Origin of the sequence: Streptomyces ruber (assembly GCF_014648075.1) — a bacterium.
Lineage (GTDB): Bacteria > Actinomycetota > Actinomycetes > Streptomycetales > Streptomycetaceae > Streptomyces > Streptomyces ruber.
Window position 1 is genome coordinate 350839 of sequence record NZ_BMQK01000004.1, and the last position, 21394, is coordinate 372232.

General features: G+C 74.5%; 14 protein-coding genes. 6 read left to right on the forward strand and 8 right to left on the reverse strand.

The features are described from left to right. The first annotated feature begins 308 nt into the window (after positions 1-308). The 4 genes from IEZ04_RS12960 to IEZ04_RS12975 all read left to right on the forward strand — a co-directional run bounded on the left by IEZ04_RS12960 (position 309) and on the right by IEZ04_RS12975 (position 4742). The gene (locus IEZ04_RS12960; protein WP_373296307.1) at positions 309-1691 is read left to right on the forward strand and encodes a Cys-Gln thioester bond-forming surface protein; all 1383 of its coding nucleotides are present in this window, start codon (positions 309-311) and stop codon (positions 1689-1691) included. Between the two features lie 239 nt (positions 1692-1930). Next, the gene (ettA, locus tag IEZ04_RS12965) at positions 1931-3595 is read left to right on the forward strand and encodes an energy-dependent translational throttle protein EttA (RefSeq protein WP_189216940.1); all 1665 of its coding nucleotides are present in this window, start codon (positions 1931-1933) and stop codon (positions 3593-3595) included. Between the two features lie 2 nt (positions 3596-3597). Further along, a complete protein-coding gene (locus IEZ04_RS12970; RefSeq protein ID WP_189216941.1) occupies positions 3598-4050 on the forward strand; it encodes an acyl-CoA thioesterase in 453 nt (150 codons plus the stop codon). Then, the gene (locus IEZ04_RS12975; RefSeq protein ID WP_189216942.1) at positions 4047-4742 is read left to right on the forward strand and encodes a DUF8010 domain-containing protein; all 696 of its coding nucleotides are present in this window, start codon (positions 4047-4049) and stop codon (positions 4740-4742) included. Before IEZ04_RS12970 ends, IEZ04_RS12975 begins: the two co-directional genes overlap by 4 nt. A 21-nt stretch (positions 4743-4763) precedes the next feature. Here the strand turns inward: IEZ04_RS12975 and IEZ04_RS12980 are convergent, their stop codons facing one another. From IEZ04_RS12980 to IEZ04_RS12995, 4 genes are all read right to left on the reverse strand, one after another. Further along, on the reverse strand, positions 4764-5750 hold the full coding sequence (locus IEZ04_RS12980) for an ABC transporter ATP-binding protein (protein WP_189216943.1): 987 nt from the start codon (positions 5748-5750) through the stop codon (positions 4764-4766). A 40-nt stretch (positions 5751-5790) separates the two neighbouring features. After that, the gene (locus tag IEZ04_RS12985) at positions 5791-8490 is read right to left on the reverse strand and encodes an FtsX-like permease family protein (RefSeq protein WP_189216944.1); all 2700 of its coding nucleotides are present in this window, start codon (positions 8488-8490) and stop codon (positions 5791-5793) included. A 1-nt stretch (position 8491) separates the two neighbouring features. Beyond that, on the reverse strand, positions 8492-11812 hold the full coding sequence (locus IEZ04_RS12990) for an FtsX-like permease family protein (RefSeq protein WP_189217154.1): 3321 nt from the start codon (positions 11810-11812) through the stop codon (positions 8492-8494). Between the two features lie 129 nt (positions 11813-11941). After that, on the reverse strand, positions 11942-12346 hold the full coding sequence (locus tag IEZ04_RS12995) for a globin (protein WP_189216945.1): 405 nt from the start codon (positions 12344-12346) through the stop codon (positions 11942-11944). 155 nt (positions 12347-12501) lie between these two features. On the opposite strand from IEZ04_RS12995, the gene IEZ04_RS13000 reads away from it, so the two are divergent. Then, a complete protein-coding gene (locus IEZ04_RS13000; RefSeq protein ID WP_189216946.1) occupies positions 12502-13485 on the forward strand; it encodes a methyltransferase domain-containing protein in 984 nt (327 codons plus the stop codon). A 24-nt stretch (positions 13486-13509) separates the two neighbouring features. Here the strand turns inward: IEZ04_RS13000 and IEZ04_RS13005 are convergent, their stop codons facing one another. The 4 genes from IEZ04_RS13005 to IEZ04_RS13020 all read right to left on the reverse strand — a co-directional run bounded on the left by IEZ04_RS13005 (position 13510) and on the right by IEZ04_RS13020 (position 21036). After that, positions 13510-15519, reverse strand: a complete 2010-nt coding sequence (locus IEZ04_RS13005; protein WP_189216947.1) for an FHA domain-containing protein — start codon at positions 15517-15519, stop codon at positions 13510-13512. Positions 15520-15649: 130 nt separating this feature from the next. Next, positions 15650-16996 carry a VWA domain-containing protein gene (locus tag IEZ04_RS13010; protein ID WP_189216948.1) on the reverse strand — a complete coding sequence of 449 codons (1347 nt, stop codon included), beginning with the start codon at positions 16994-16996 and terminating at the stop codon, positions 15650-15652. Between the two features lie 410 nt (positions 16997-17406). Continuing rightward, positions 17407-18762, reverse strand: a complete 1356-nt coding sequence (locus IEZ04_RS13015; RefSeq protein WP_189216949.1) for a PP2C family protein-serine/threonine phosphatase — start codon at positions 18760-18762, stop codon at positions 17407-17409. Positions 18763-18765: 3 nt separating this feature from the next. Then, the gene (locus tag IEZ04_RS13020) at positions 18766-21036 is read right to left on the reverse strand and encodes a serine/threonine-protein kinase (protein WP_428838044.1); all 2271 of its coding nucleotides are present in this window, start codon (positions 21034-21036) and stop codon (positions 18766-18768) included. Here IEZ04_RS13020 and IEZ04_RS36240 point away from each other — a divergent pair. Then, on the forward strand, positions 21035-21385 hold the full coding sequence (locus IEZ04_RS36240; protein WP_428838045.1) for a hypothetical protein: 351 nt from the start codon (positions 21035-21037) through the stop codon (positions 21383-21385). The genes IEZ04_RS13020 and IEZ04_RS36240 overlap by 2 nt on opposite strands. Positions 21386-21394: the final 9 nt, after the last annotated feature.

Consider the following 21394-nt stretch of genomic DNA (forward strand, 5'->3'; position numbering starts at 1 on the left):
GGCTGACCGGAGTGCGGCTTATCGGGGCAGGCGTAGTGAACGGTCCCCATGTAGTTCTCGATAAGTGCAGCTCAGCGCCTGTGTGAACCGTCTGTGCATCCGATAACGATTGCGATTCGGATCGGTCGTCCGACCCGGGGACCGGGAAGAGCGGTACGCCGCCGTCCATAGGATGCCGGGCGAAGCTCATGGGGCTGTTGATGCCGGTGAGGGAACAGCGCTGCCGCAGCAAAGGGTCCAGCTCGAAGGGAAGTCCTGTGTTTTCTTCGTTCTCCGCGTCGGCCTCACACAGACGAGGCGCCGCCCGTCTGGCCGCCGTGACGCTGGCGTCCGGGATCGTCCTCGCCGGTACGGTCGCCGCCGCGGGCCCGGCCGCCGCGGAGGAGGTCCCGCAGAGCCCCGGCGGCGCCACCGCCACGTCGGGCGGCCTGAAGACGTACGGGGCCGCCGTGGTCCGGGAGAACGGCGAGGAACAGCGTGTCTCCGCCGGGCTGTTCGAGATGTCCGTCGAGGGCGGCGGCACGCTGCACACGTACTGCGTCGATCTGTACACCCCGACCCAGCGGGACGCCAGGTACCAGGAGACCCCCTGGAGCGGCACCTCGCTGCACGGCAACGAGGACGCGGGCAGGATCCGCTGGATCCTGCAGAACTCCTACCCGAAGGTCAACGACCTCGCGGCGCTCGCCGACAAGGCCGGGGCGGCCGGCCTGACCGAGCAGGACGCGGCGGCCGGCACCCAGGTGGCCATCTGGCGCTACTCGGACGGCGCCGACGTGACCGCCGTGAACCCCCGGGCCGAGAAGCTCGCGGACTACCTGGAGGAGAACGCACGCGACCTGGCGGAACCGGAGGCGTCCCTCACCCTCGACCCGCCCGCCGTCTCCGGCCGTGCCGGCGAGCGCCTCGGCCCGGTCACGGTCCACACCAACGCGGACTCCGTGACGGTGACGCCGCCCGCGGACGCGGCGGCCGACGGCGTACGGGTCGTGGACGAGGACGGCGCGGCCGTGACCACCGCGAGCGACGGCAGCAAGCTGTACTTCGACGTGCCGGAGGACGCCGCGGACGGCTCGGCCGCGCTGACGGTGCAGGCCTCCACCACCGTCCCCGTCGGCCGTGCCTTCGCCTCGGAGACCCGCAGCCAGACACAGATACTCGCCGGTTCCAGCGAGTCCACGGTCTCCGCGACGGCCGTGGCCAACTGGGCGACGACGGGAGCGATACCCGCCCTGTCCGCGGAGAAGAACTGCGCCGCGGGCGGCGTGGACATCACGGCCGCCAACCAGGGCGACGAGCCTTTCTCCTTCGAGCTCATGGGCACCGAGTACACCGTCGCCGCGGGCGTGACCGAGACGGTGACGGTCCCGGTGGGGGAGGACCAGGCGTACGACTTCACCATCACGGGACCGAACGGCTTCGAGCAGCGTTTCAAGGGCGTGCTCGACTGCGCGACCGCGACCAGCACCGGGACGGGCACCGGGACGAGCGAGGGAGGGACCGGGATACAGACGCTCGGCGAGCCCACCCCGGTGGCGGCGGGCGCCCCCGCCGCCACGGGGGTCGACCTCGCCGAGACCGGCAGCTCCGGGGCGACCGTCCTGATCGGGGGCGCGGCCATCGCGCTCGTCGTCATCGGCGGAGCCGCACTGATCATCGCCGGCAGGGGGAAGGCGCCGGGCGAGGAATGACACCGGTCCTCCGGTCCGCTCCTTGACAACTCGACAGCGAGTGACCGACAGCGAGTGACCGCGCGGTGACCCAGGCGGGCGACGCGGCCCCGGTACGCCTTCGGGCGACCGGGGCCGCGCCCTTCGCGGGCCGTGGCCGTCGGGGGACCCCGTGACTCCGGTTTCCGTCGAGGGGTGGCCGTGCGGCAAGATGGGTGGTACTGCCCACTGCCGTATATCAAGCTGCCGGACGGTTTCTCTTGGCTGAGTACATCTACACCATGCGCAAGGCGCGCAAGGCGCACGGCGACAAGGTGATCCTTGACGACGTCTCGCTGAACTTCCTCCCCGGCGCGAAGATCGGTGTGGTCGGCCCGAACGGCGCCGGTAAGTCCACCATCCTCAAGATCATGGCCGGTCTCGAGCAGCCGTCGAACGGCGACGCGTTCCTCGCGCCCGGCGCCAGCGTCGGCATCCTGCTCCAGGAGCCCCCGCTGAACGAGGAGAAGACCGTCCTGGAGAACGTCCAGGAGGGTGTCGCCGAGATCAAGGGCAAGCTCGACCGGTTCAACGAGATCGCCGAGCAGATGGCGACCGAGTACACCGACGAGCTGATGGAGGAGATGGGCAGGCTCCAGGAGGACCTCGACCACGCCAACGCGTGGGACCTGGACTCCCAGCTGGAGCAGGCCATGGACGCCCTGGGCTGCCCGCCCGGCGACTGGCCCGTCGTGAACCTCTCCGGTGGTGAGAAGCGCCGCGTCGCGCTCTGCAAGCTGCTCCTCGAGGCCCCCGACCTGCTGCTGCTCGACGAGCCCACCAACCACCTGGACGCCGAGTCCGTGAACTGGCTGGAGCAGCACCTCGCCAAGTACGAGGGCACGATCGTCGCGGTCACCCACGACCGGTACTTCCTGGACAACGTCGCCGGCTGGATCTGCGAGGTGGACCGCGGCCGTCTGCACGGCTACGAGGGCAACTACTCCAAGTACCTGGAGACCAAGCAGACTCGTCTGAAGGTCGAGGGACAGAAGGACGCCAAGCGCGCCAAGCGCCTCAAGGAGGAGCTGGAGTGGGTCCGCTCCAACGCCAAGGGGCGGCAGGCCAAGTCCAAGGCGCGTCTGGCGCGCTACGAGGAGATGGCCGCCGAGGCCGAGAAGATGCGGAAGCTGGACTTCGAGGAGATCCAGATCCCGCCGGGCCCGCGCCTGGGCAACGTGGTCGTCGAGGTCAGCAACCTGCACAAGGCCTTCGGTGAGAAGGTCCTGATCGACGACCTGTCCTTCACGCTGCCGCGCAACGGCATCGTGGGCGTCATCGGCCCGAACGGCGCCGGCAAGACCACCCTGTTCAAGATGATCCAGGGACTGGAGGAGCCGGACTCCGGCAGCATCAAGGTCGGCGACACCGTCAAGATCTCCTACGTCGACCAGTCCCGCGAGAACATCGACCCCAAGAAGACGCTGTGGGCCGTCGTCTCCGACGAGCTGGACTACATCAACGTCGGCCAGGTCGAGATGCCCTCGCGCGCGTACGTCTCCGCGTTCGGCTTCAAGGGCCCGGACCAGCAGAAGCCGGCCGGGGTGCTCTCCGGCGGTGAGCGCAACCGCCTGAACCTGGCGCTGACCCTGAAGCAGGGCGGCAACCTGCTGCTCCTCGACGAGCCGACCAACGACCTCGACGTGGAGACCCTGTCCTCCCTGGAGAACGCGCTCCTCGAGTTCCCGGGCTGCGCCGTGGTCGTCTCCCACGACCGCTGGTTCCTGGACCGCGTGGCGACCCACATCCTCGCCTACGAGGGCGACTCCAAGTGGTTCTGGTTCGAGGGCAACTTCGAGTCGTACGAGAAGAACAAGGTCGAACGGCTGGGCCCGGACGCGGCCCGCCCGCACCGCGCCACCTACAAGAAGCTGACCCGGGGCTGATCTTGCGGCACCTCTACCGCTGCCCGCTGCGCTGGGCGGACATGGACGCGTACGGCCACGTCAACAACGTGGTCTTCCTCCGCTACCTGGAGGAAGCCCGTATCGACTTCCTGTTCCGCCCGGACAAGGACTTCCAGCAGGGGTCCGTGGTGGCGCGCCATGAGATCGACTACAAGCGCCAGCTCGTCCACCGGCACGCGCCGGTGGACATCGAGCTGTGGGTCACGGAGATCAGGGCCGCGTCCTTCACGCTCGCCTACGAGGTCAAGGACCCGGACCAGGTCTACGTCCGGGCCTCGACGGTGATAGTGCCGTTCGACTTCGAGGCCGGGCGGCCGCGCCGGATCACCGCCGAGGAGAAGGAGTTCCTGCGGGAGTACACGGACGACGGCACCGCCGGAGCCCGGGACGCCGCAGGCGCCGACCGTGACGGGGACGAGGCCGTCGCGGCATGACGGTGCTCCACCTCGCCGACGAGGGGGAGGCGGCCGACCTGGCCGCCTTCCTCGGGCGGCTGCTCCACTACGACCGCGCGGCCGCGGTGCGCCTCCAGGCGGCCGGCACGACGCTGGCCGTGTTCGGACGGCCGCCGTCGTTCGAGGTCCTCGCGATCCGGACGGCACGGCTGGCGAAGCCGTACGGGCACGGGCTCGACGAGACCCTCGACGTGACCGTGTCGGCCGGTGAACTGCTGGACTCCGTCGACGAGACGGCGGCCACCGCGGCCGTGCCGGCCGCGGTCACCGGGCCGCCGTGGGCCGGGGTGCTGCCCCCGCGCGGCGGCTGGCGGCCGGAGCCCGGACTGCCGGAGCCCGACGCCGTGCGCACCCTGGTCGCCGCCGTGGTGGCGGAGTTCCGGTCGCGCACGGGGGAGTTGGCGCCCGAGCGCCGCACCCGGGCCGAACTCGACCGGATCGGCCGGGAGATATGGTCCCGGACGATCGGCGCCACCGGTCTCCCGGTGCGGGCCGCGCACGCGGCGCAGGCACTGGGCTTCCTGCGGCCCCGCGGCACGGGCGCGCCCGGCGGCCCTGGGGAGCTGGGACTCCTCTCGTCGGGAGCCTGGCTGAGGCTGCGCACGCCGTACGGGTCGATCGCCGTGCGCCGCGCGGGACTGGGTGCCCTGGACGTCAGCGTGCGCCGCTGACGGTCGCGCCCGCGCTTCGGATCAGCCGGTCCTGCCGCTGCCGTCGTCGCCGCTGCCGTTGTCGTCGTCGGGCCAGACGCCGATGTGATCCCGCTCCAGTTCCAGCGCCACGCGGTCGCGCATGCCGAGGGTCTCGGTGTACTCGGCGGGGAGCTGGAGGCGGCCCGCGCGGTCGAGCATGGCGTACTCGCGGGCGACGAGCGCCTCCTCGCCGGTGGCCGCGTCCACCTCGGTGCGGCGGAGGACCTCCGTGGAGGTGCGGCCGTCGCGGATGGCGACCGTGCGGCGGACCTCGCTCGCGACCGCCTGGTCATGGGTGACGATCACGATGGTCGTGCCCAGGTGCTCGTTGGCGGTGCGGAACGCGGCGAAGATCTGCCCGGCGGTGTGGGAGTCCAGCTCACCGGTGGGTTCGTCGGCGAGCAGCACGTCCGGGGAGTTCGCCAGGGCGACCGCGATGGCGACGCGCTGCTGCTGGCCGCCCGACATCTCGTGCGGGCGGCGGTCGTGGCAGTCGGCGACCTCCAGCAGCTCCAGCAGCTCCGCGACGCGTGCGGCGCGGGCCCGGCGTCGGGTGCGGGAGCCGCTCAGCCGCAGGGGGAGCGCCACGTTCTGGGCGGCGGTGAGGTAGGGGAGCAGGTTGCGGGCGGTCTGCTGCCAGACGAAGCCGACGACCTCACGCCGGTAGCGGAGGCGGTCCCGGCCCGTCATCGTCAGCAGGTCGCGGCCGGCGACGCGGGCCGCTCCCGCCGTCGGGGTGTCGAGACCGGCGAGGATGTTCATCAGGGTGGACTTGCCGCTGCCCGAGGCACCGACGAGCGCCATCAACTCGCCCTCCCGCACGGTGAGGTCGAGTCCCTGGAGCGCCTGCACCTCCACCCCGTCCGTCGCGAAGACCCGGACCAGCCGGTCGCAGGTGATCAGGGCGTCGTGGCCGTAGGCGGGGCGGTCGCGGTGGGCCGCCGCGCGGTGGGCGAGGTCGGCGAAGGTGGGGCCCGTGCTGGTCATGGGGCGGCTCCCGTGGTGGTCGGCGCGAGGGGGCTCGAAGTCATCGTGCGTCACCGACCCTCAGCTCCCGCACCGCTCCCCGTCTGCCCGTCCACCAGGCCTGTGCCGCCGCGACGCCCGTGGTCAGGGCGACGACACAGAGCGCGGGAAGGAGCAGGGACCAGGCGTCCGTGCCGAGGTGGGGGCCGGCGGGTGGCGGGGACACCGTGTCACCGAGGGCGACGGCCGTCAGGTCGATGCCGGGCGCGAGGAGACGGACGGCGGCCCAGCCCGCGAGGATGCCGCCCAGGGCGGCCAGCACGGCCTGCGGCAGGGACTCGAGGACCAGCAGCCGGCGGCCCTGCGCACGGGTCAGGCCCATGGTGCGCAACCGGGCGAGCAGGGCGCGGCGTTCGGGTGCCGCGCGGGCCAGGGTGAGGACGAGGGCCAGCGCGGTGTAACCGGCGCCGGCCGCGACCGACGCCGTGTAGACGCGTTCGGCACCGGACTGCAGGGGCGAGTCGACGTACCGGGCCCGGGTCTCCGACAGCAGGCGGACGCTCACGTCCGGCCCCGCGGGCGCGCGCAGCGCCGCTCCGTCCAGCCGGTCACCGGTCACCAGCAGCGCCGTCGGGCGTGCCTGCCGGGGAGTGAGCCCGGCGCGGTCGACCACCAGGAACTCGGTGCCGAGCACGGCCGGCGTCGTCTCGCGGACCAGGACGATCCGCACCGGTGTGGGTTCGCCCCAGAGACTCACGGTGAAGGGGCGGGACCCGAGGCGTTCGGCGACGGACGGGGACGCCAGCGCCGGAAGGGCGGCCCCCGCCGGCCCGGGGAACGTGAGATCGGGTGCGGGGAAGGCGCCGAGCCCGGTCCGCCGCGCGAGCTCCGCGTATGCCTCGGGGTCGACGCCCGCCATCGGGACCCTCGCGCCCCCGTTGTCGGGGATCGCCTCGTCCCGGCTCACCGCGGTGACCTCCCGTACGCCGGAGACGCGCCGCACCTGCTCCGCCAGGCCGCCGGGCAGGGGCTTGGACGACTCGAGCCGGGCGTCCGCCCCGGTCGCCGAGACGGCCGCGCGGTCGCGGAGGCCGGTGACCCCCGTGAGCACCGAGGTGCCGAACGCGACGGTCGTCAGCGCGGTCAGCAGGGCGAGCAGCGGGAGCACGGCGGGGGCGGACGTACGGCCCGCGCGGGCCAGCGACAGATGCGCCACCGCTCCCCGCAGCCGGCCGACGGGCCGGGCCAGCAGGCGCAAAGGCAACGGATACAGCCGCGCCAGCACCAGCGCGGCGATGACGCCCACCAGGACAGGGGCCGCCGAGACCAGCTGGTCGGCGGAGTCCGTCCCCCGCATCCGCAGCGTCACGACCGCGCCCAGCGCCAGCGCCAGCACGGTGAGTTCGGCGACCGTACGGCGCCGCGACGGCCGTACGGAGGTCACGTCCTCGCGGCCGCCGTGGAACCGTACGACGGCGTGCCGGGCCGCCGCGCGCAGGGGCAGGGAGAGACAGGCGACGAGGGTGACCCCGGCCGCGGCGGCCACGGCGTACGCGCGGCGCCCCGACGGGACCGCGAGCAGGGCGGCCACCAGACCGGCCGCGCCCGCGGGGACCGCGACCACCGCCGTCTCGGCCAGCAGGCGCCCCGTGAGACCGGGCAGGGAGCAGCCGCGGGCGCGCAGGAGGGCGAGTTCCGCGCGGCGGCGGTCCGCGGCGAGGCCGCCCGCCATGAGCAGCACCACGGCCGCCACGGTCCCCGCGCCGGACGCGGCCACGGAGACGAGCGGCGCGACGCCGGAGCGCAGCAGCTGATGGGACCCGAGCACCTCGTCGAGGTCGGTGCTCGCGTACGCCGAGTCACCGATGGACTCACGCACCGCCCGCAGACCGGGACCCGACACCAGCGAGGCGAGGGAGGAGGACAGCGCGGGCAGGTCGCGTGCGGTCAAGGCCCGGGTGTCCGGGGCGAGATCCCAATAGGACCAGGGGGCACCCTCCGTACCGAGCAGGACCGGGGCCGCTTCCGGGGCGAGGAGCAGGGCACCGTGCCAGTAGATGCTGTCGGGGCCCGCGTCGGGCAGCCGCGCCAGGGACGGCGCGCGCAGCAGGGGCTGCGCCGACCAGTACGCGCCCCGGGGGTCGAGCGGGGTGACGATGCCGGTGACACGTACGGGGAGGGGGTCCCCGGGACGCGGGACGTGGATCACCGAACCGACCTCGATGCGCAGCGTCTTCGCCGTCTCGGCGGTCACCGCGGCCTCCACCGCGGCGGTGGCCGCGGTGACGGTCCCGTCCGTGCGCGGCAGGCGTCCCTCACGCAGCCGGGAGTGGCCGGCGAGGTCGCTCCGTGTGGCGAGCGTCATCCGGGCGGGCAGCCCGGCCGGCCGGGGCAGCCAGGGGTCGGGGACGGCGAGGGCTTCGGTGGTGCTGACGCCGTGGGCCGACCGGGCACGGTCGACGGCGAGGGGGCGCTCGACGGCGGCCAGGATGCCGGTGTACCGCTCGTGGAGGGTGTCGGGGCGCAGGGACGACTCCTGTTCGTCCGGAGGGGACTCGCCCGCGGCGGAGGGATCGACGAACTGCACGGTCGTGCGGTGGGGCGGCGCGTCCGCGACGGCCCGGCGCAGCCCCGTGTCCTCGTACCGGTCGACCACGCGCGGGAACGCGGCCGCCAGACACGCCGTGAACGCCACCAGCAGGGCCAGCGCACACGCCGCCCCGGGCGCGGCCCGCAACCGGATGCGCACCCACGCGCCCATGTCACGCACCTCCCTGCCGCCGCGGACCGGAGACCGCCGCGTCCGGCCGTCGTACCGCCAGGACACCCGTGGCCACGAGCGGTACCACCGCCACGGCCGCCAGCAGCAGGACCACACGGGACACGGGCAGCTCCACCAGAACCTCCGGCAGCGGGCGGGCCGCCTGCGGGGTGAGGACGATCAGCGGGATCACCGCCCGGGTCAGGACGGTGCCGAGGGTGACGCCCACCGCCAGTGCCAGCGCGGTCAGCAGCCCGAGCTCCGCGGCGATCGACCGGGCGAGCCGGCGGCGGGACGTGCCGAGTGCCCGCAGCACCGCAAACTCGGCCCCGCGCTCCCGCAGGGAGCCCGCCGTGCTCACCGCGAACCCCACCGCCGCCAGTACGGCGGCGACCACGGCCGCCGCGGCGAACGCGGCCTCGGAGCCCGCCCCGAACGGGTCGTCCCGCAGCCGGTCCGCGATCTCGTCCCGTACGACGACCTGCGACGGATCGACGTCCGGCCGCGCGCGCAACTCCGCTGCGACCCGTGCCGCCGCGCCCGGTTCCGTCCGCAGCCACCACTCGGTGGGCCCGGCGCTCTCCCCGGCGCGGTCCTGCAGCACCCGGTTCACGGACCGCAGATCCACCAGCAGGGCGCCGCCGTCACCCGCGCCGCCCGTCCCGGTGGTCGGCAGCGCCCGTACCGTCCGCACGACCCGGACCGGCACGGTGGAGTTCCCGAACGGCACGTCCACCCGCTGCCCGGTGCGTGTGATCCCGGCCGACGCCATGAACCGGTCGGTGGCGACGCCCGTCACCTCGGCCGCCGCGGGCCGCGTCACCTGGAGCCGGACCGTCACGGACCCGGTGGCACCGGTCGCACCGTCCGTCCCGGCCGTTCCGCGGGGGAGGTGACCGGTGCCGTAGACGACCACGAAGGGACCGGGCGGTGCCGTCTCCACGCGCGCGGGCTCCGGACGGGCGGCGGCGTCCTGGGGCGCCGGGGAACCGTCGGTGCGCGAGACGGCCGTCCAGGTGTCGGGGACCGGCAACGGCCGCTGTCGCCCGTCGGCGGCGACGGCGGTCAGCTCCTCGACCGTCAGACGGTGCCGTTCGGACCGCTCGGCCGGCTGCGCCACGTCCAGTTGCAGGGCCGTCAGCACCAGCGGCCCGGCCGCGAGGCCCGCCGGGCCCCCGGCGGTGGCCGCGAGATCCAGGGTCAGGTCGTGGGGCCGTCCGTCGGCGGCGAGTTCACCGACCGGGAGCCGGTACGGCACACCGTGGCGGTCCTCCACGGTGACCGAGACGTCCGCCGCGGTGCCGCCGGCGCGGTCGGTGCCCAGACGCAGCGTCGCCCGGAGCCGCGCGGTCCGTTCCGGCAGCGGCATCCCGGCCGTCGCGTCCTCCGGCGCGAGCCCCTCCGACAGCGGGCGACCGGCTCCCGCGGCGGCCAGGTCGGGGCGCATGCGCAGCCCGTCGGCCGCGTGCTCCGTGTCCAGCGCCAGCACGGTCGCCGTCCGGTTGCCGGACAGCGGCAGGTCCGTACGGACGGCGGGCGCGATCTCCCGTACGCCGTCGACGTCCTCGTGGAGTCCCGCACCGCCCGTTCCACCCTGGCCGGTACCGAGGAAGCGGATGTCCGTACCGGCCCGGAAGTCGGCCTGGTCGTCCTGCGAACGGTTCCAGGAGGCGCCCTCGCCGATCGCCAGCATGCCCAGGGCCACCGCGAGGACCAGGAGCAGGACGGGGCCGGCGGCGTGGGCCGGGCGGCGGCTGAACTGCCAGCTCGCCAGGGCGGCCGGCAGGCCGCGGCCACGAGCGGCGCGGCGTTCGGCGAGCCGGGCCACGGGCGGCAGCAGCCGCAGGGTGACGACGGTGCCGGCGAGCAGGGCGAGGGCGGGGGCCGTCACCAGGAGCGGGTCGACGCCCAGGGTTTCCGTGGAGCCGCCGGTCACGGTTCCGCCGGTCCGGCGGCTCAACTGCCAGTACGCGACGGCGGCGACCACCAGCAGCCCGATGTCCGCCCCGGCGCGCAGCGCGCCGGGCAGGGCGCGCGCCCGGCGCACCGGGAAGCGGCCCGAGGCGGGCGCCGGCACGGTCACCGCCAGCGCGCACCCCAGGGCCACACCGGTCGCGACCAGCCACACCTGCGGGCCGGTGCCCGAGGTGTCGAGGCGCATCCCGATCCGGGCCGGTGCCCCCTGCCCGGCGAGCAGCCCCGCGAGCGGTCCGGCCAGCAGCGGGGCGCAGACGGCCGCCGGCACCGCGAGCAGCAGCGCCTCCAGCGCGGCGAGTCCCGCGATCCGCCCCGGCGACCCGCCCCGTGCCCTCAGCAGCCGTGTCTCCTCCGCGCGTTCCGTGCTCAGCAGCCGGGCCACCAGCAGCAGCGCGTACCCGGCGAGCAGGGCCAGCAGCAGCGCCGCGACCAGCAGGGTCGAGCGGGACACGAGCAGCGCGCGTTCGACCCGGTCCAGCACCTCGGGCAGGGCGGTCGTCGCGGTGGCCGTCCCCTCCGGCGTGCCGGACTCCTCCAGCGCGGCCGCACCGTCGCGCGCCGCCTGCCGCAGGGCGCCGATCCGGTCCGTGGTCACGGTGGAGAAGTCGGCGGTCGCGAGCCAGGCGGACTGCCCGGCGGCGACCCGGCCGCCGGTGAGCGCGGAGGGGTCGGCGAGCAGCGGGCCGTACGTGGTGAAGGAGACCGTGTGCACCCCGCGGCCGCCCAGGTCGTCCAGTTCCCAGTACGCCGCGGTGGCCTCCGCGGGACGGTAGAGGCCGGTGACCCGCACCTGCACCGCCGGTCCGCCGAGGCGGTCGGTGAGGGTGAGCCGGGCGCCGGGCCGCAGCCCGAGCGGCGCGGCGGCGGACCGCGGCAGGGCCACCTCGATCTCGGCCCCGCTCCCGGGCGCGCGCGGCAGCCGCCCTTCGGTGATCCGGATCTGCGAGTGGTCCAGCGCCGCGAGGTGCGTCAGGTCGGGACGGTCGTCGGGGCGGTCGTCGGGGCGGTCGGAGGGGGCGGAGCCCGGCTGGAGGGAGTGCGGCAGGGCGTACGAGCCGGAGCGCACCAGCGTGCGCAACGTCACCGGCAGCCCGTCGAAGGTCCGCCGGGCGCCTTCCCGTACGGCGCTCTCGGCGGCGGCCCGCCCGTCCGGGGCGGGGGTGTCCGCCCTGACGATCAGCGCGGTGCCGGCGGCGTTCTCGGAAGAGGAGAGCGTCCGGCGCAGGGCCGCGTCACCGATCGCGCCCGCGTACGCGGTCAGGGCCGCCAGGACTGCCGTGGTCAGCAGAACGGTGAACAGCGCGGCGGCGAGCAGCAGACGATGCGCCCGCGCACGCAGGATCACTAACCCTGTCACCCGGCCCCCCCGTCAGCCGCCTTCCGGGTCTCCGGAAGATCCTCGCAGAAGGCGGGGAGCCGCTGTCAGCGCCTGTGCACGGTTCTTGATCCGATTGTGATCAGGAGGTGAACGGCGTCAGCCCGGGGCGTTCACCATGGAGGCGGCCGCGTACGTCAGGTAGTTCCACAGCGTCCGCTCGTGCTCCTCGGAGAGGCCGAGCTCGTCGACGGCCGCCCGCATGTGCTTCAGCCAGGCGTCGTGCGCGGCCCGGTCGACGGTGAACGGGGCGTGCCGCATCCGCAGCCGGGGGTGGCCGCGCCGCTCGCTGTACGTGGTGGGGCCGCCCCAGTACTGGATGAGGAAGAGCCGCATGCGCTCCTCGGCCGGCCCGAGGTCCTCCTCGGGGTACATGGGCCGCAGCAGCGGGTCCTCGGCGACACCCTCGTAGAAACGGCGTACCAGACGCCGGAAGGTCTCCTCGCCGCCGACCTGCTCGTAGAAGGTCTGCTCCGAAAGCTCGCCGCGCCGTATCTCTCTCACGCCTCCATCGTCTCAGACCGGGAGGCGGAGGACCGGAGCCTCGGGCCCCCGGGCCTGTGACGTCCGGAACGCTCACGGCCCGCGGGGACGAAGCGCTTCCGGACCGGCGGGCCGTGGCACTCGCCCGGGGACGGATCGCGCAGCACAGTGGACGTATGGGCACGCACGCGCTCGACCACGGCCTGGAGGACCTCGCGACGGAGGCCCGCGCGGCCCTGGTGCGCGAGATCGAGGCGAGCGGGGCCTGGGACGACGACCCGGTCTGGCGGGAGGCGTTCGCGGCGGTCCCGCGCCACCTCTTCGTACCGTGCTACTTCATCGGCGTCCGCGGCGGCTACGAGCGGCTGTGGGGCGAGGAACGCGACCCGCGGCGGCGCGAGCGCTGGCTGCGCGGGGCGTACGCGGACGCCCCGCTCGCCACCCGGGTCCGCGACGGTGAACTGATCTCCTCCAGCAGCCAGCCCTCGCTGATGGCGAAGATGCTGGTGGAACTGGAGGTGGCGGACGGCGACCGGGTCCTGGAGATCGGCGCGGGCACCGGCTACAACGCCGCTCTGCTCGCCCGTCGTCTCGGTGACGACCTGGTCACCACGGTCGACCTGGACCCCGACCTCACCGAGGGGGCGCGCCGGCACCTGGACGCCGCCGGTTACCACCCGGCCGTCGTCACCGGAGACGGAGCGCGCGGGGTGCCCGAGCGCGCACCGTACGACCGGATCATCGCGACCTGCGCGCTGTCCTCGATCCCGCGCCCCTGGCTCGCGCAGTGCGTCCCGGGCGCCCGCATCCTGACACCCCTGAGTACGGGCCTGGTCGCGCTGCGGGTACGGGACTCCGAGCACGCCGAGGGGCGGTTCCTGCACACGCCGGCGTACTTCGTGCCGTTGCGCGGCGCCGGCGAGGGACCCGGGCCGGACCGCCCGCAGCCGGGCGGGCTGCCGCACCGGGCCGGCGGCAACGACCTGTTCCGGTTCCTGCTCACGCTGGTCGCGGGCAGCCTCGACCCGCACGAGGCCCTCGCCCTGTGGGACCACGAGGGCCGGCCGGCGCGCGAGCGGTACGGGATCACCGTGAGCGGTGAGCACGCGTGGGCGTGGCTCGACGACCCGGAGGGGCCGTACGCCTGGCCCCTCCGGTGAGACGCGTACGTCCCGCGCCGTCCCTCAGCCGCGCCGGATCGTGATCGTCGTCCACGCGCCCACGTGGACCCGGTCCCCGTCCTGCAGGGGAACCGGCACGAAGGGCTGGATGGGCTCCTCGGAACCGTTGACCGTGGTGCCGTTCGTGGAGTTCTGGTCCACGACCGCCCAGCTGCCGTCCGGCTGCTGCACCAGCACCGCGTGCTGGTGCGAGACGCCCGGGTCCTCCGGCGGGACCGCCAGATCGATGTCGGGGGTGTCACCGGTGGAGTGCCGGCGACGCCCGATGGTGATCTGGTTGCCGGTGAGGCGGCGCTGCTGCTCCGGGGAGTACGCGGGCAGGTTGAGCCCTGCGGCCTCGGGGCCCGAGCGCTGCATCATCGACATGAAGTAGTCGCGGTCCGGACCGATCGTCGCGGTCCAGGTCGCGGGCTGCTGCTGCGCGTACGCGGGACCGGGCGGCGCCTGCGTGGCACCGGGCTGCGGATACCCGTAACCGCCCCGGCCCTGGCCCTGGCCCTGCCCCGGACCTGCCGGACCACCGGGGCCGCCCGGCGGCGGCGTGATCACCCAGTCGTCGTTCCCGCCCCCGAAGGGCGGCCCACCGCGCTGCGGAGCCCCGCCGGGTCCGCCCGGTCCGCCCTGGCGCCCCGTCTCCTGCGGGAACGCGGGCGGAGCGGACGGCCCCGACTGCTGCTGGAACGCCTGCGGCAGCCCGGGCCCCCCGGTGCCACCCGGACCGCCGGGCCGATCGAAGTCATCGGGACCGCCGGGCCGGTCGAAACCATCAGGACCGCCGGGCCGGTCGAATCCACCGGGACCACCAGGGCCACCGGGCCCGCCGGTACCACCCTGGCCACCTGGACCGCTCGGGCTGCCGGATCCGCCCCGTCCGGGGTAGCCGCCGGGACCGCCGGGCTCGTCGGAGCCGCCCGGCCCGCCGGGTCCGCCGCGACCGGGGTAGCCGCCCGGCCCGCCGGGACGGTCGAACCCACCGGGTCCGCCCGGGCCGGGGTAGCCGCTCGGTCCGCCGGGGCCTTCGGAGTCACCGGATCCGCCCTGGCCGGGGAAGCCGCCGGGGCCGCCGGGGCGGTCGAACCCGCCGGGGCCGCCGGGGCCGCCCTGGCCGGGGAAGCCACCCGGTCCGCCAGGTCCACCCTGGCCACCGGGTCCGCTCGGACCGCCTTGACCGCCGGGGCCGGGGAAACCGCTGGGGCCATCCGGGCCGTCGGATCCGCCGGGGCCGCCCGGGCCGGGGAAGCCGCTCGGTCGGCCGGGGCCGCCCGGGCCGCCGGGCGTGCGCGACGGGTCGCCGTAGCCCGCCGACGGGCCACCCGGCCCGCCGGACGGGTCGCCGAAGGGCGGACCGGGCGGGATCGGCTCCGCCGGCCTGTTCACCTGCGAGGGCCGGGAACCCTGGTACTCGTACGCGTCATCGCCGAAGGACGGAGGACCCGGCGGCTGCTGGAACCTGAGCGCCGGATTCGATCCCCCAGACCCCCCAGACCCTCCGGGTCCCCCCGGTCCTCCGGGTCCACCGGATCCTCCGGGTCCCCCGGACCCGCCTGATCCGGGTGCACCGAATCCTCCGGCGTTTCCAGCGCCCCCATAGCCTCCGGAGCCCGCCTGACCACCTTGCCCGCGAGAGTCCGGGGCGCCGGCGGAGCCGGGGCCGGGGCCGTGGCCCGCCGGGCCTCCGGGCCGCCCCGGACCTCCCGGTCCGGAGGATGAGGGCCGGGGCGCGGCCGGGGTGTACGTGGTGGCGGTGTTCGTCAGGTAGTTCCACCGGCACTCCTCGCAGAAGGGCGCGCTGCCCTCACGGGGCGTGCGGCACTGCGGGCACAGTTCCGGTTCGTAGTCGGGTGCGCTGGCCAGGTGCGGCGGGCGTCCGCCCGCGGTGGGCGGCTGCGGGTAGCCGTAACCGGGAGCGGGGGGAGGCGGCGGGGGCGGGGGCACGGCACCGGGCATGCGGTGACCGCAGACCTCGCACCAGTCGTCGGAACCCGACTGGTGTCCGTTCGGGCAGGTCGGCATGTCGGCGCGTCCCCCTTTCCTTCCGGCCGTCCGGGCCGGGTTGATCGGCCACCGTGGGCCAGTGTGGCCGGCTGTCCGGTCCCCGACGGGGTCCGGTCTCGCTGTTGTTCGCTGCGTTGTTCGATGCTTCTTATTTCTTTACACGAACTGTCTTCGTCGACCGTGTCTCGAGAGTCATCTCGTCGGCCTCCGCGACCTTCGCTTTCAGTCGCACAGTACCCGCCACGGCGTCGACGACGTCCACCACCTTCGCGAGCAGTTTCGCAGTATCGGAGTTGCCGGAGACGTTCGCGAGCTGAACGGCCCGTCCGAGCTTGGCGGTTGCCCCGTCGATGTCTCCCGCTTTGCGGGCGTCCAGCCCCTGTTGGATGGCCTGTGCCAGTTCGGCCTGACCCGTGTAGTGCGCGACCTGCGGGTTGATCGAGGTGGAGGCCGTCATGTCGTCGGTCCACATCGCCCGTACCAGGCCCTGCGCGCCCAGGTTCCGTACGGTTCCGTCGGTTTCGGGGATCACCAGTGAGACGCGTACGGCCAGCATCTCCTGGCCGAGGCCGCCGGGCGGGACCTCCACACACACGTGGTAGTCCCGCGACTCGTCGCCCCACGATCCCGTCGGGTAGTCACCGGTGCGGGGGCCCGCCTCGGTCCGGCGGCCGGTCAGGTCCGCCACCGTGGGCGCCACCTGCTTGACGAACCTGATCGTCGTTCCGACCGGTGTCCACAGCCGGAGTGAGACGTCCGCCACCTCCTTGCCCATCGCCGCCTCCATCATCTGTGTGAAGTCGGCGGCCAGACCGGCCGGATCGGCGACGATGTCGGCGGTGCCGAGCAGCGCGGACGCGATACCGGTGACCTCGCTGACCTCCCAGTCGGTGCCCACGCCCCGCGCGTCACAGGTGAAGCGTCCGGCGCAGGCGTCCAGCGTGGTCTTCAGGGCCTCGGGCGACTCGTGCTCGTTGCGCCCGTCGGTGAGCAGGATGCCGTGCCGGATCGCGACGTCCGCGGAGGCGAGCAGACGGTCGGCGAGCCGCAGCCAGGTGCCGATCGCGGTGCCGCCGCCGGCGCTCAGCCTGCGCAGCGCCTGTTTGGCCTGGCCGCGGGTCATGGCGTCGGCGACGGCGAGCCGGCCACCGCCCGGATAGACCTCCTTGGCCACGTGCGTGCCGCCGATCACCGAGAAGTACACGCCGTCGCGCAGGGTGTCGATCGCGGCGGCCGTGGCGTCGCGCGCGTTGCGCATCTTCGTCGGCGGGTAGTCCATCGAGCCCGAGCAGTCGACCATGATCGCGACGGCCGCGGACGGCCCCTGCCCCGGCGAGTACAGGTGCGGAGCGGTGACCGCGTTGCCGACGGTGCCGCCGCCGGTCGCGCTGACCGTCACGATCGCGTTGACCTCGCGGCCCCCCTCCGGCAGGTACTCGTTCTGGTAGACGTCCATCGAGAACTGCGGCACGTTCGACTTGGAGAAATTGGCCATGCCTTCTCTGCTCCCCCTCGAAGCCCCCCGCGGCGACGTGGGGCGATGACTGTGCCTGCGTGAGCCGGACCGGTCCCCTCCGGTCCGTCGGCCGACGCCCTGCGCCGGCCTGTCCGTCGACTGTTCGACCGGCCTTCGCCCCCGGCCGTTCCCGTCCGTCGCGAGGACCGTCCGTCGCGAGGACCGTCCGTCGCGACAGCCGTCCGTCGCGGGATCCCCGCGTGACGACGGACCCCGCGTGACGACGGACCCCGCGTGACGACGGACCCCACGTGACGACGGGCCCCACGTGAAAACGGACCCAGCGTGACGACGGACCCCACGCCGCGGCGAACGCCGAAGCGCACCGTCGGCGGACGCCGGTACGGCCGCGGTCCCGTCCGGCCGGGCCGGCGCCCACGTGGGCACCCTCAGGCCGATCCTGCCCCCTGCGGCGCCGCCGGGAACGGCAGGACGGCCACTGTTACGTTGTCGTGGCCCCCGCCGTCGAGGGCGTGGCCCACCAGCACCTGGGCGGCGTGCAAGGGCCGTGATGCCGCGTCGAGGGGCACGGCCTCGGCCATCTCGCGGGGCGCCTCCGCGTAGTTCCACAGCCCGTCGGTGCACACCACCACTACACCCGGACGGTCCGGCTTGAAGGAAGCGGTGTGCGGCTCCAGTTCGTACGCGTCCGCGCCGAGCCAGCCCGTGATGGCGTGGGCCCGCTCGTCGGCGTACGCCTCGGCCTCGCTCATCAGTCCCGTGGCCACCATCTGCGCGGCCCACGAGTCGTCCTCGGTCAGCCGGGCGGAGGGCGCGGTGCGGTCCTCGGGGATCCAGTAGACGCGGCTGTCCCCGATCCAGCCCACCACCAGCAGGGTGGGAGTCACGACGGCGCCCACCAGGGTGCAGGCGGGCGCGTTCTGGTGCGGGGCCTGCTCACGGGCCGTCCGCGGCTCGTCGGCCAGGCGGTTGACCGCCTCGGACGCGGTGACGATCGCGTCCTGCATGGCCTGCTGCGGGTGCGCGCCGCGCGGCAGTGCCTCCAGCAGCGCCTCGCCGGCCGCGCGGGATGCGGCGAGCGACGCGTCGTCGGGGCGGGTCGCGGACGACACGCCGTCGCACACGATCGCGATCACCGCGGGCGATCCGTCGGGCAGCGCGGTGGCGGAGATCGTGAACGCGTCCTCGTTGCGGTGGTGGCGCAGCCCGCGGTCGCTGACCGCGGCCACCGCGTGCAGTTCGAGCTCCATGTGATCGCGCTCGCGGGGCTGGGCGTGCCCGCAGTTCTCGCAGTAGCCGTCCCGGTCCACCCGGCCCGCGCGACAGGCGACACAGGTCTTCCTACCGCCCGGCGAAGTGCCCGGCGAAGTGCCCGGCAAAGTGCCCGGCGGACTGCCCGTCGGCGCCCCCGCCGGGGGAGTGGCGACGTGACCGGCGGTGCGCGGATCGACGGGCTGCGGCGGGGCCGGCGGGACGGGTGGCGACGACGGGACGGGCGGGGCCAGCGGGTACTCGTCGGGCTCGGCCGGCCGGTCGAACCGGACGCCCGAAGTCCGGGAGGAGTCGCCCGGGGCGGTGCCCGGGAGGCCGTCCGGCGCATGGGCTGCCGGTGTTCCGCCGGGCGGCGGGGGCGATGCCGTCCCGTTCATGGCGAGCGTCGGGGTGTCCCGCGGCGGTGCGGGGACCACCGACAGGTCGTATCCGCACGCACCGCAGAAGCGGTCACCCGATTCGAGGGGCCACTCACAGCTCGGGCAGGCGGCCAGCTGGGGCATCTGCGACATCAATTACACCCACGTCCGGGGGCGGTAACGGTTGGCACGTTCCACCAGGTCGATCCTTTCCTCACCGCGCTGTGCCAGCCGGGCCAGCGCGCGGTACGAGCGTTCCAGGCCGAAGCGGAGGCCTCGCTCGTCCAGTTGGCTGCCGAGCAGCGCACGTCCGTCGCCCGCCGGAGGCGCTGAACCCTGGCTACCGGAGAGTACCCAGTCCAGGGCGGAGCCAAGGACCTCTGTGGCCAACTGCTCACGGCGCACCGGGCCCAGACCGTATCCGCCCAGCTCCTCGACCTGTTCCGCGGCGGCCACCAGGTCGTCGAGGAACGGCGTTCCGTTCGCGGCGCCCTCGGCGGGGTCCCGCTGCCGCAGCCGCGCCCGGACGGCGGCGACGCGGGCCGCCGTGTAGTGGATCGACGACTCCGGTACGGACTCCAGCGTCCGGACGGCGCCGGCGCGGTCCCCGGCCGCCAGCCGCACCCGGGCCAGGCCGAACGCGGCGCTCACGTAACTGGGGTCGGTCGTCCACACCAGGTGGTGGTACTCGGTGGCGTTGTCCAGCTGCCCGAGCAGCTCCGCGCACAGGCCGAGGGCCAGCTTCGGGGCGGGCTCGCCGGGGAACGCGTCGTAGACCGCGTCGAACGCCAGCGCCGCGTCCTCGTGGTCACCGGTCGCGAGCGCCGCCACGCCCCGGTACCAGACGACCCGCCAGTCGTCGGGGCGGTCCCGCTCCAGGGCGTCCAGCGTGTCGGCGGCACCGGTGTACTCGCCCATCTCCAGGAGCGCCCGCACCTCCCGCAGCCGCAGCTCCGGCGAGCCGGTGGGCGCGGCGCGCAGCGCGGTGATCAGCTCGGCGGGCACGGAGGCGAGGAGGCCGGTGAGGAACCCGGCGTTCGGGTCGTCCGGGTCGACGTGCGGAACCGGCAGCGCGAGCGCCGCGGCGGCCGTGTCCAGCGGCTTGACCGGGACGGCCGCGGGCGGACCGGCCGCGGGCGGACCGGCCCCGGGCGGACCGGCCGCCGCCGACCCCGCCGCCGACCCCGCCGCCGACCCCGCCGCCGACCCCGCCGGCGACGAGGCCGGCACCGGCGGACGGGTGGCGGAGCCGTTGCGGCGTATCGGCACCGGGCGGGCGGGCACGGGGCGGGCCCCGAGCCGGGACACGTCCCCGTCCAGCTCCGCGAACAACTCCGTGTCGGGGACTCTCGGTTCGGGCCCGAACAGGGTGGACAGCGCCGGCCGCGGCCGGCCCGTCCGCAGCGAGACGACCTCCCGCAGTACGCCCGTGAGCTGCTCCGCCATCTCCTGCGCGGAGGCGAACCGGCGGGCCGGGTCGGGGTCGGTGGCGCGGACCAGTAAGCGGTAGAACGACTCGTACCGGCGGAACACCTCGACGGTGCCGGGGTCGGGCAGGGAGTCCACGTAGACGTTCGTGTAGCCCTGGAAGTCGAAGGCGAGGACCGCCAGGGTGCGCGCGACCGTGTACAGGTCGCTCGCCACCGACGGGCCGGCCTCGGCGACCTCGGGCGCCTGGTAGCCCACCGTGCCGTAGATCGCCGACTCGTCGTCGTCCATCCGGCGCACCGCGCCCATGTCGATCAGTTTGAGCTGGTCCTCGGTCTGTATGGCGTTGTCGACCTTGAAGTCGCAGTACAGCAGGTTGCGGCTGTGCAGGTGGCCGAGCGCGTCCAGCGCCTCGATGCCGTACGCGCACGCCTGTTCCACCGGCAGCGGATCGCGTCTGCCCGCCGGGGTGCGGCGGGAGTTGGCGATCTCCTTGAGCGACTTCCCGCCGACGTACTCCATGACGATGTACCCGTCGAGCGTTTCCGTGCGCGGGTCGCGGTGCTCCACGAAGTTGTAGATACGGACGATGTTGGAGTGCTCGATCTCGGCGAGGAAGCGGCGCTCGGAGATCGCGGCGGCCATGGCGTCCCGGTCACCGGTGTCCAGCAGGCCCTTCAGCACCACCCAGCGGTCGGACACCGCGTGGTCGACGGCGAGGTAGATCCAGCCGAGTCCGCCGTGCGCCAGACAGCCCACGATCTCGTACTGACCGCGCACGACGTCCCCGGCCCGCAGCTTCGGCACGAACGAGTACGGGTGGCCGCACTTGGTGCAGAAGCCCTCCGTGCGCCCCGGCCGGTCGCCGCGCGCCCGCCCCACCGGCGCCCCGCAGTCCGAGCGCGAGCAGAACCGCTTGTGCTCGGGCACCTCGGGGTTCTCCAGGACCATCGCGCGCGGGTCGGGCCGGGGGACCTGCGGGACCTGCACGAGCCCCATGCCGAGCCGGGCCCGCCCGGACGAACCGGTGGCCGAGCCGGAACTGCGGACCGAGAGCGAGCGGCCCGAGGAGCCGCCCGACAGCGAGCGGGACAGCCGCCCGGACACCGACCGCCGTGAGTTCGACGACCGGGACGACGACCGCGACGACGAACGGGACGACGACCGCGACGACGACCGCGACGACGGTCGGGACGACGACCGGGACGAGGAGGACGAGGAAGCCGAACGGGAGCCCCCGGTGACCCCCGTGGCCAGGGAGACGAGCGAGCCGTCCCCGCGGTCGGGCGACTCCGGCGCCAGCCCGCAGGTGTCGCAGTACAGCTCGCCACCGCCCACGTCCTCGTAGCGCCCGTCG